The organism is Streptomyces sp. NPDC006435 (assembly GCF_040612315.1).
GTDB lineage: Bacteria > Actinomycetota > Actinomycetes > Streptomycetales > Streptomycetaceae > Streptomyces.
The window spans coordinates 19,468-28,210 of record NZ_JBEXPY010000072.1; the positions used below are offsets into that span (position 1 = coordinate 19,468).

General features: G+C 72.9%; 11 protein-coding genes. 3 read left to right on the forward strand and 8 right to left on the reverse strand.

Going from position 1 to position 8,743, the window contains the following annotated elements:
* A partial coding sequence (locus ABZZ04_RS36925; protein ID WP_356936633.1) for a tectonin domain-containing protein occupies positions 1 to 162 on the reverse strand: 162 nt, incomplete at its 3' end.
* 254 nt (positions 163 to 416) lie between these two features.
* Positions 417 to 968, reverse strand: a complete 552-nt coding sequence (locus tag ABZZ04_RS36930) for a DinB family protein (protein WP_356936622.1) — start codon at positions 966 to 968, stop codon at positions 417 to 419.
* Positions 969 to 1,505: 537 nt separating this feature from the next.
* Here ABZZ04_RS36930 and ABZZ04_RS36935 point away from each other — a divergent pair.
* Entirely contained in the window at positions 1,506 to 2,249 is a 744-nt protein-coding gene (locus tag ABZZ04_RS36935; protein WP_356936623.1) for a hypothetical protein, read from the forward strand.
* Positions 2,250 to 2,329: 80 nt separating this feature from the next.
* Here the strand turns inward: ABZZ04_RS36935 and ABZZ04_RS36940 are convergent, their stop codons facing one another.
* Both ABZZ04_RS36940 and ABZZ04_RS36945 read right to left on the reverse strand, forming a co-directional pair.
* Entirely contained in the window at positions 2,330 to 2,929 is a 600-nt protein-coding gene (locus ABZZ04_RS36940; protein ID WP_356936624.1) for a hypothetical protein, read from the reverse strand.
* Positions 2,930 to 3,018: 89 nt separating this feature from the next.
* Entirely contained in the window at positions 3,019 to 4,122 is a 1,104-nt protein-coding gene (locus ABZZ04_RS36945; protein ID WP_356936625.1) for a hypothetical protein, read from the reverse strand.
* A 68-nt stretch (positions 4,123 to 4,190) separates the two neighbouring features.
* Here ABZZ04_RS36945 and ABZZ04_RS36950 point away from each other — a divergent pair, with 68 nt between their 5' ends.
* Entirely contained in the window at positions 4,191 to 5,336 is a 1,146-nt protein-coding gene (locus ABZZ04_RS36950; RefSeq protein WP_356936626.1) for a cystathionine gamma-synthase, read from the forward strand.
* A 134-nt stretch (positions 5,337 to 5,470) separates the two neighbouring features.
* Here ABZZ04_RS36950 and ABZZ04_RS36955 read toward each other — a convergent pair whose 3' ends face one another.
* The 4 genes from ABZZ04_RS36955 to ABZZ04_RS36970 all read right to left on the reverse strand — a co-directional run bounded on the left by ABZZ04_RS36955 (position 5,471) and on the right by ABZZ04_RS36970 (position 7,177).
* Entirely contained in the window at positions 5,471 to 5,662 is a 192-nt protein-coding gene (locus ABZZ04_RS36955) for a DUF1059 domain-containing protein (RefSeq protein ID WP_356936627.1), read from the reverse strand.
* A 93-nt stretch (positions 5,663 to 5,755) separates the two neighbouring features.
* Positions 5,756 to 6,004, reverse strand: a complete 249-nt coding sequence (locus ABZZ04_RS36960) for a hypothetical protein (RefSeq protein ID WP_356936628.1) — start codon at positions 6,002 to 6,004, stop codon at positions 5,756 to 5,758.
* Positions 6,001 to 6,498 (reverse strand): sigma factor-like helix-turn-helix DNA-binding protein, encoded by a 498-nt coding sequence (locus tag ABZZ04_RS36965; protein WP_356936629.1) that lies wholly within the window; start codon positions 6,496 to 6,498, stop codon positions 6,001 to 6,003. Before ABZZ04_RS36965 ends, ABZZ04_RS36960 begins: the two co-directional genes overlap by 4 nt.
* 148 nt (positions 6,499 to 6,646) lie before the next feature.
* The gene (locus ABZZ04_RS36970; RefSeq protein ID WP_356936630.1) at positions 6,647 to 7,177 is read right to left on the reverse strand and encodes a MarR family transcriptional regulator; all 531 of its coding nucleotides are present in this window, start codon (positions 7,175 to 7,177) and stop codon (positions 6,647 to 6,649) included.
* Between the two features lie 186 nt (positions 7,178 to 7,363).
* Here ABZZ04_RS36970 and ilvA point away from each other — a divergent pair, with 186 nt between their 5' ends.
* Entirely contained in the window at positions 7,364 to 8,593 is a 1,230-nt protein-coding gene (gene ilvA, locus ABZZ04_RS36975) for a threonine ammonia-lyase (protein ID WP_356936631.1), read from the forward strand.
* Positions 8,594 to 8,743 lie beyond the last annotated feature (150 nt).

The following is an 8,743-nucleotide window of genomic DNA, read 5'->3' on the forward strand; positions in this document are numbered from 1 at the left end:
TGCGCCGATGTCGGTGAGGCCGCCGGGGATCCGGACCCAGGGGTTGGCGTCGTCGTTGGTGAACCGGTAGATGTTCCCGTTGGCGTTGACGCCCCAGACATTGGTCCTGGACCCGGCCGAGATCGCCGAGAGCCCTCCGGGAATCTTCTGCCAATGAGCCATGTCGTCTCGTTCCCTTCGTTCCTTCCCACGCGGATGTGCATCTGATGGGTCGGCGAAAACGAGGGCGGAGAAACGGGCAGTTATCCCTACTGGCCCATAAAAAGGTCTGAAAATTGACGTTTTGTTTTATGGTGCTCCGCAGCCCCGTCGGGGCGGGACGAGATCGCGGAACCGTGCATGGCCCGAAGGGCGGTCACACCCACGGGGAATTGCGGGCACGGCTCGCTTGACCCGGAGCCGTTCGGGGACGACGGTCAGGCGCGGGGCCGGCCCACGACCCGCTGTAGGCGGAGCTGTCCGATCTCCGCGACGTTCTTCATCAGTTCGGCGTTGACCCAGGCGATCATGTGGGCGACGGTGTACCGGGGATCGCCCTGCTGCGGGAACGCGGCGGTGGCCTCCAGGTCGGCGCCGGTGAGCCGGTCCAGCGCCGCCAGCCAGTCCTCGCGCAGACCGCGCAGCCACTCGACCGTCGGCTTCCCCGGGCCGGGCCAGACGACGTCCTCCCGCTCCCGGGGCACCCGCCCCCGGGCGTGATCCGTGGCCACACCCCACCACCAGCCGATGTGCCAGCTCAGCCAGCCGATGGTCGGAACGGGAACGGGATCGGGCTCGGTCTCCGCCCAGTCCACCGTCCATGTCCCGTCGGCGGCCGGACGCGGCGTCCAGCACTCGGCGGCCGGTTCCCACAGGAAGTCGTCGGCTTCGATCCGCTCCAGGTGGTACTCGAAGAGCGACCAGGTCAGATCGAACTGCCAGCGCAGCAGGGCGAGTTCGCGGGAGGAGTCATGAAGGGAGGCAGTCACCGCAGAACCCTCGCACGGGGCGGCCCCGGTGGGAAACGAATACCCGACGGGGCCGTGCACGGGCATCCGGGCATCCGGCCCCCTGGGCATCCGGACCCCTGGGCATCCGGGTATCCGGACATTCGGCCCGGGCATTCGGGCGCCCGGACGACGGCACACACGATCGGGTCGCGAGGGGTGCCCGTCCGACTGCGTCCACGGGAACCGGCGGCGTATGGTCGGGACGAAAAATTGCCACGGTGACAATTTCGGGGGACGACGATGAGCGCTGGACCGGGTCCGTGGGGGCCGTACGGCGGTGGCCCGCAGCCGGCCGGAGGGCAGCCCGGGTGGCCGCCGCAGCCCCAGGGCCCGGGAGTGCCGCCGCAGGGATGGCCGCCCGGTGGCGGCGGTCCGCAGCCGGGGTGGGGACCGCAACCGGGATGGCCGCCGGGCGGTGGCCCGCAGCCCGGCTGGGGACCGGGCGGCCCGCAGCCCGGTTGGGTACCGCAGCCCGTGCCGCCGCGACCGCCGTCACGGCTGCGGCGGGTGTTCCGGATGCTCAACCCGATCATGGCCGGACGCCAGGTGTGCAGGCCGTCGCGGCCCGACCGGGTGGACGACCCGACGGTGCGGAGGATCCAGATCCTGCGCATGGTGGTCGGTCTCGCCGCGATGGTGTGGATCCTGGTGGCGTTCCGGATCGCCTCGGACACCAAGTCCGTGGCCATGCAGCGGCTCGATCAGGTCGCGGACTCCGCCGCTCTGCTGGCGGCCACGTTCCCGGTCGTCGTCGGCGCGTTCGTCGTCGCGAGCCGTCCGCACCACCGACGCCTGTACCTGCGGCGGGCGCTGAAACCGCTCGGGGCGCTGCTGGCCCTGGGCGGCACGCTCCTGTACTTCGTCCTGGTCACCGCCGGCACCCTGACCGGCGGTCCTTTCGGACAGATGTCCGAGCACCCGACCGGGGCCGACTACCTGAACATCCTGTACCAGCTCTTCCTCGCCGTCCTGGCGCTGTGGGGGCTCGTGTTCGTGCCCTACGGTGCCGCCCTGTCGGTGACGCACGTGTTCCGCACCGCCGACATCCACGAGGTACTGCCCCCGATCATCGCGACCGTCCTGGTCTGGGAACTCGCGATCGTGGACCTGATCTCGAACACCTACGACGGTGCCCCCCTGCCGGTGCGGCTCGCGGCGGTCCTCGGCGGCCCGCTGTCGGTCACGGCGGTGAGCCTCTGGGAACTGCGACGCCTCAGGACCCGCCACGGCCTCACCCTGCGCCACGCCCTCGGCCGCTGACCCGATCCCGCCCGCGCCCCCGGACCCCGGCCCGGGACCCCACCGGCCGGGGCCGGGCTCATCACGGGCCGGGGCCGGGCTCACCGGTCGGGGTCGGGCCAGGTCGCCACGACGGCCTCCAGATCCGGGAAGACCGGTCCGGAGACCATCTCCCGGCTGGGTGCGCCGTTGAGCCAGCACACCTGCTCGGGCCCGCCGTCACCGGTGTCGAACAGACAGCACACCCCGCCCACGGCGGCGGTGAGGTCGGTGAACATCTCCCTGACCCGGGTCGACCGCGCGAACAAGCGGCTCATCGCCGATGTCGCCGCCCAGAACTCCAGTGACGCGTATCGGGGATGGGGCAAGGACTCGAACCGGACCGTCAGATAGACGTACCCGATCCTGACCCGCCCGTCCTCCTCGGGCGCGAGGTAGTGCTCCTCCGCGTACGCGCGCACCACGTCGTCGGCGCCGAACAACAGGGACGTGTCGAGATCGAGCGTCCCGCCCGCGGAACGGTCGACCGGCTCGCTCCTGAAGTCCGACGTGAACGGGAGGACGACCCGGTCACCACCGGGCAGCGTGACGTCGAGCGGCGGCACGACCCGCCCCGGCGGCGCCAACGCTGCCAACTCCCTCAGCGCCCCGGCGACGTTCCGGGGCGGCAGATAGATGTCGTATCCGTAGACCAGCCCCATGACTCCCCCTCCGCAGAGACGAACCGCACCTTCTCACGCCCCGCCCGGGGACGCCCGCGGTTTCTGCTCACGGAGGGGCTGCCCCGCCGCTACCGCGGCAGCGTCGCCGGGCTGCCGCCGTTCGCCTCGTAGCCGGCCACCGCCAGGGCGCGGTAGACGGTGTACTCGGCGGCCGGGTCGGGGCCCTGGGTCCAGGGCAGGGCGCCCACGTGGCCGTCGATGCGGACGAGTTGGTCCATCGCCTCCGACCAGCGCTCCATCCGGACCAGGAACAGCACCAGCAGGTGACGCACGTGCGCCAGCATCGGGTCGTCGGGGCGGGCCGAGTGGACCGCGAACAGGGCGCCCTCGACCGCCTTGGTCACCGTCGCGCTCCGGTAGAAGCCCTGCACCAGATTGACCTCGGGCAGGTGCTCGTACAGCGCGAAGAGCGGCAGCGCGGCCAGCAGGGAGCCCTGCGGGGCGCGGGCGGCGGCCGTCGTGGCGAAGCGCTCGGCCTCCTCGCGCGAGCCGTGCCACTTCTCGCACCAGTAGTGCAGCGCCGCGATGTGCGCGCCCATGTGGGCCGGGGCCCGGTCGATCACCTTCGCCCAGAGCCGGTCGAACTCCTCGTGGGAGTAGCCCAGTCCGCGGGCCACGGCCAGTTCGACGACGTACGGCACCGGGTCGCCCGGCGCCAGCAGCGCCGCCTCGCCGCAGACCGTACGGGCCTCCTCCAGGATGATCCGGAAGTCGTCCGTCCCCGCGGTCGACGAACGCCACGCCTGCTGCACCAGGAACTCGGCGTGCACCGCCGCGCCGCCCGCGTCCTTCGGTGCCTCGGCCCGCCACGCGCGCAGCCACGCACCCCCGACGCCCGGCTGCTGCGCCAGCTCCAGCGAGGCCGCGCCGGCGAACGCCTGCACCCGTTGCCACCGCACCTCGCCCTCCTTCGGCGTACCGGCCAGCAGCTGCGAGGCCGCCCGCCAGTCCTGGGAACGCTGCACGACCTCGATCACGTCCAGCAGATCCTGGTCCGGGCCCGGCAGCCGGATGTCCAGGTCCTCCTGCCGCACGAAGCCGTACGCGTCCGGGTCGGCGGCGTCCGGGGAACCGGGCGCGACCTGCCGGATGCCGCCGCGCCGGCGCAGCACGAAGGGGCCGAAGACCGCCGCGAGCATGCACAGTGCGATCAGGAACCAGAGAATCTCCATGCCCCCATTGTCACCGGACGGCCGAGTACTCCGGCCAGGGCCCTCGCGACGAACTACGCTCGGGCCCCATGAGCGACCAGCACAGCTTCGAAACCCTCGCGATCCACGCGGGAAACACCGCCGATCCCCTCACCGGCGCCGTCGTCCCGCCCATTTATCAGGTCTCCACGTACAAACAGGACGGAGTGGGCGGGCTGCGCGGCGGCTACGAGTACAGCCGCAGCGCCAACCCGACCCGTACCGCCCTGGAGGAAAACCTCGCGGCCCTGGAGGGCGGCCGTCGCGGCCTCGCCTTCGCCTCCGGTCTCGCCGCCGAGGACTGCCTGCTCCGCACCCTGCTGACCCCCGGTGACCACGTGGTCATCCCCAACGACGCCTACGGCGGCACCTTCCGGCTGTTCGCGAAGGTCGTCTCGCGGTGGGGCGTGGACTTCTCGGTCGCCGACACCTCGGACGTGGCCGCGGTACGGGCCGCGATCACCCCGCGCACCAAGGCGATCTGGGTGGAGACCCCGTCCAACCCGCTGCTCGGCATCACCGACATCGCCGCGGTCGCCGGGGTGGCCCGTGCGGCGGGCGTGCGCCTGGTCGTCGACAACACCTTCGCCAGCCCCTACCTCCAGCAGCCGCTGGCCCTGGGCGCCGACGTGGTGGTGCACTCCATGACGAAGTACATGGGCGGCCACTCGGACGTCGTCGGCGGTGCGCTGGTCGTCGACGACCCGGAACTGGCCGAGCAGTTGGCGTACCACCAGAACGCCATGGGCGCGGTCGCCGGACCGTTCGACGCCTGGCTGGTGCTGCGCGGCATCAAGACCCTCGCGGTCCGCATGGACCGGCACAGCGAGAACGCCGCCAAGGTCGTCGACCTGCTGACCCGGCACCCCAAGGTGTCCCAGGTCCTCTACCCGGGGCTGCCCGAGCACCCGGGCCACGAGATCGCCGCCAAGCAGATGAAGGCGTTCGGCGGCATGGTGTCCTTCCGGGTCGAGGGCGGCGAGGAGGCGGCGGTCCAGGTCTGCAACCGGACCCAGCTGTTCACCCTCGGTGAGTCCCTCGGCGGCGTCGAGTCGCTGGTGGAGCACCCCGGCCGCATGACGCACGCCTCCGCCGCGGGCTCCCCGCTGGAGGTGCCGGCCGACCTCGTCCGGATCTCCGTCGGCATCGAGAACGCCGACGACCTGCTGGCCGACCTGACGCAGGCGCTCGGCTAGTCGACGCGAGCGGGAACGGGAGCGGGTGCGGCCGGACGACCGGGCGCACCCGCTCTCCCGCAGTGCCGGTCCTCCCGCAGCGCCCGTCCTCCCGCAGTGCCGGTCCTCCCGCAGTGCCCGTCGGCGCGGGCCGGTCAGACGCCGGCCCTCTCGTCCTCCAGCGAGGCCCGGATCTGCTCGCGCAGTTCGGGACCGTCGGTGTGCTCGTGGACGGAGACCGCGTGTTCCGCCGCCGCCCGTACGACTTCCTCCTCCTCACCCGCGATGGTGAGCGAGCAGTGCGACACGCTCGGATGCTTTCGGCAGTCGGCGATCTTCCTGGTCATGGCAGCCTCCTCGGCCGATCCCGCCGGTTTCGCGTACTGCGGCTTCCAGGGTAGTCCGCCCCCGTCCGGCACCCGTCGGCCCGCGTCCCGGGCTCACCAGCCCCCGCTCGGTGTGGTCTCCGCCGGGGGCACCTCCCACGGATGCACGACGGACGCCCAGACCGCGAAGGCCACCACCGCGGCACACCCCACCAGGAACAGCACCCGGCGGGCGAACAGCTGCCGGCGCAGCAGCCTGCCGCCCCGTTCCGCCGCCCGCTGTGCCAGATCGGCCGGTACCTGCGGATGCGGGCCGTCCAGCATCCGCCGGACCTCGTCCTCGCGGTCCTCGCTGCGGCTCATGGCGCCACCCTCAGCGGGCCGGGCGGCAGTCCCCACCGCTCCGTGGGCCTGCGGGTGCCGCGCATCGTGGCCACCGCGCGGTTGCAGACCGCCCGCACCCGCTCCACCGGCAGGCCGAGCAGCGCCGCGGCCTGTTCCTCCGCGACCCCCTCGTACAGCCGCAGCACGAGGACGAGGCGCTCCTGCGGGGTCAGCGCGTCCAGCGGTCCGCCGCGCGGCCGGTGGTGCCGCCAGACCTCGTGGGCGAACCGGACGACCAGTTCGCGCCGGGCACGGTCGTACGGGTCCTCGCCGCGCAGCCGTTCCCACCGGGCGTAGGTGCGCGCCAGCGCGGCCGTGAGCATCCGCCGGGCGCGGGGATTGGCGCCGGGCGGTCGCAGGGGCTCGGTGGTGAGCAGCGTGGCCGTGTGCAGCAGGCGGCCGGCCGCGCCCGCCACGAATGCCTCGAATTCCTGGGCTCGGCGCCGCTCCCGGCCCATCTGGCGCTCTCGCACAATCCACATACGAGCCGCTGCGGGGGCCCCGGGTCAAGAGGCGTGCACGGGTCGGCCGTGCCGGTTGCGGCAGCCCCGCGGCGGACGCGACGCTTCCGCCGCGGGACGGCCGCAACGGGCCCGTGGTGAACGGCCGGGCGCGGCGCGTTCAGCCGGCCGGGGGCGCCTGGTGCGCGGCCTGGCGGGCGGCCAGCGAGGCGTTGAACCGGGTGAGCAGCGTGCAGAACGTCTCGCGCTCCTCGGCCGTCCAGCCGTCCGTCACCTGCGTCATGAGTTCGCGCCGGGAGCTGCGGACCTCGTCGAGCCGGGCCTGGCCGCGCGGCGACAGCTGGAGCACCACGGCCCGGCCGTCCTCGGGGTGCGAGGTGCGCTTGACCAGGCCGGTGTCGACGAGCGGCGCGACCTGCCGGGTGACCGTCGAGGAGTCGATGCCCATGCCCGCGGCGAGTGCCTTGACGCCCATCGGACCTTCCCGGTCCAGCCGGTTGAGCAGCAGGTAGGCGGCCCGGTCCATGGAATTGCGCACCTGGCCGACACCGCCGAGGCGGGTCTGCTCGGCACGGCGGGCGAATACCGCGACCTGGTGCTGCAGCGCATCGAGGACGTGGTCGGAACCCGTGGATTCGGGGGCGGCGCCCCCGGAAGGAGACGCAGCTGTCGTCATGTCCTGAGGGGGCATGGCCGGGGGCTCTCTTCGTGCGGTGTCGGATGGGTGGGGGACAGAGTACGCGGCCCCGGGGCAACGCGTACCGGCGCTGCGCAAACCCGTGGACCGCGTACCAGCGGCACGCAAACCCGGGGACAACGGCCCGGAAGGGGCCGGGACATCGCGGGCGGTGCCGTGGCGAGCTGCCAGACTTGCGGTATGGACTTCCGCGTCACCGGCCGCTTCCCTCCCCTGATCCTCGACGACGTCCGGGGGGCGCAGAAGATGCTCTCCGGCGTGGCCAGGACGACTCCCATGGAGGGCAGCCGCCATCTGACCGGGCTCGTGGGCGCGCCGGTCCACCTCAAGTGCGAGAACCTCCAGCGGACCGGGTCGTTCAAACTGCGGGGCGCGTACGTACGGATCGCGGGCCTGTCCCCGGTGGAGCGGGCGTCCGGGGTCGTCGCCGCGAGCGCCGGAAACCATGCGCAGGGTGTCGCACTCGCGTCTTCGCTGCTCGGCGTACGGTCGACGGTCTTCATGCCGGTCGGGGCGCCGCTGCCGAAAGTGGCCGCCACCCGCCAGTACGGGGCGCGGGTCCGGCTGCACGGCCACGTCGTCGACGAGACGCTCGCGGCGGCCCAGGAGTACGCGCGGGAGAGCGGCGCGGTCTTCATCCACCCCTTCGACCACCCCGACATCATCGCCGGGCAGGGCACGGTGGGCCTGGAGATCCTCGAACAGTGCCCCGAGGTGCGCACCATCGTCGTGGGCGTCGGCGGCGGCGGTCTCGCGGCGGGCATCGCGGTGGCGGTCAAGGCGGTCCGGCCCGACGTGCGGATCGTCGGGGTGCAGGCGGCGGGCGCGGCCTGCTACCCGCCGTCGCTGGCCGCGGGCCACCCGGTGTCGATCGACTCGCCGACCACGATGGCGGACGGGATCAAGGTGGGGCGCCCCGGCGACGTGCCGTTCGAGCTGGTCAGGGAGCTGGTCGACGAGGTCCGTACGGTCTCCGAGGACGAGCTGTCCAGTGCGCTGCTGCTCTGCCTGGAGCGGGCGAAGCTGGTGGTGGAACCGGCCGGCGCGAGCCCGGTCGCGGCGCTGCTGAGCGACCCGAAGTCGTTCCACGGGCCGGTGGTCGCGCTGCTCTCCGGCGGCAACGTGGACCCGCTGCTGATGCAGCGCGTCCTGACCCACGGCATGGTGGCGGCCGGCCGCTACCTGAGCCTGCGGCTGCGGCTGGCCGACCGCCCCGGCGCCCTGGCCGGTCTGCTGGCCGCGCTCACCGAGGTCGACGCCAACGTGCTGGACATCGGCCACGTACGGACCGATCCCCGGCTCGGGCTCACCGAGGTCGAGGTGGAGCTGCAACTGGAGACGAAGGGGCCGGAGCACTGCGCCGAGGTCTCGGCGAGGCTGCGCGACGCGGGGTACCTGGTGATGGGCTGAATCCGGGGCCGCACGGGCTCGGCACCGCACCCCCGCGGGCCCGGGGCCGGGCCCGTACGGCCCCCGCCCCGCGAGGCCCCGCACCCGATGGTAAGAGCGGCGGGGGAGGAAAGAGGGTTGCGCAACCAGAGAAAAAAACACGGGTAGCCC

Bases quoted from the DNA above. Each gene is read 5' to 3' on its own strand.
- ABZZ04_RS36935 (WP_356936623.1), top strand. From the start codon at position 1,506: ATGCTCAACCCGATCATGGCCGGACGCCAGGTGTGCAGGCCGTCGCGG.
- ABZZ04_RS36940 (WP_356936624.1), bottom strand. From the start codon at position 2,929: ATGGGGCTGGTCTACGGATACGACATCTATCTGCCGCCCCGGAACGTC.
- ABZZ04_RS36945 (WP_356936625.1), bottom strand. From the start codon at position 4,122: ATGGAGATTCTCTGGTTCCTGATCGCACTGTGCATGCTCGCGGCGGTC.
- ABZZ04_RS36950 (WP_356936626.1), top strand. From the start codon at position 4,191: ATGAGCGACCAGCACAGCTTCGAAACCCTCGCGATCCACGCGGGAAAC.
- ABZZ04_RS36955 (WP_356936627.1), bottom strand. From the start codon at position 5,662: ATGACCAGGAAGATCGCCGACTGCCGAAAGCATCCGAGCGTGTCGCAC.
- ABZZ04_RS36960 (WP_356936628.1), bottom strand. From the start codon at position 6,004: ATGAGCCGCAGCGAGGACCGCGAGGACGAGGTCCGGCGGATGCTGGAC.
- ABZZ04_RS36970 (WP_356936630.1), bottom strand. From the start codon at position 7,177: ATGCCCCCTCAGGACATGACGACAGCTGCGTCTCCTTCCGGGGGCGCC.
- ilvA (WP_356936631.1), top strand. From the start codon at position 7,364: ATGGACTTCCGCGTCACCGGCCGCTTCCCTCCCCTGATCCTCGACGAC.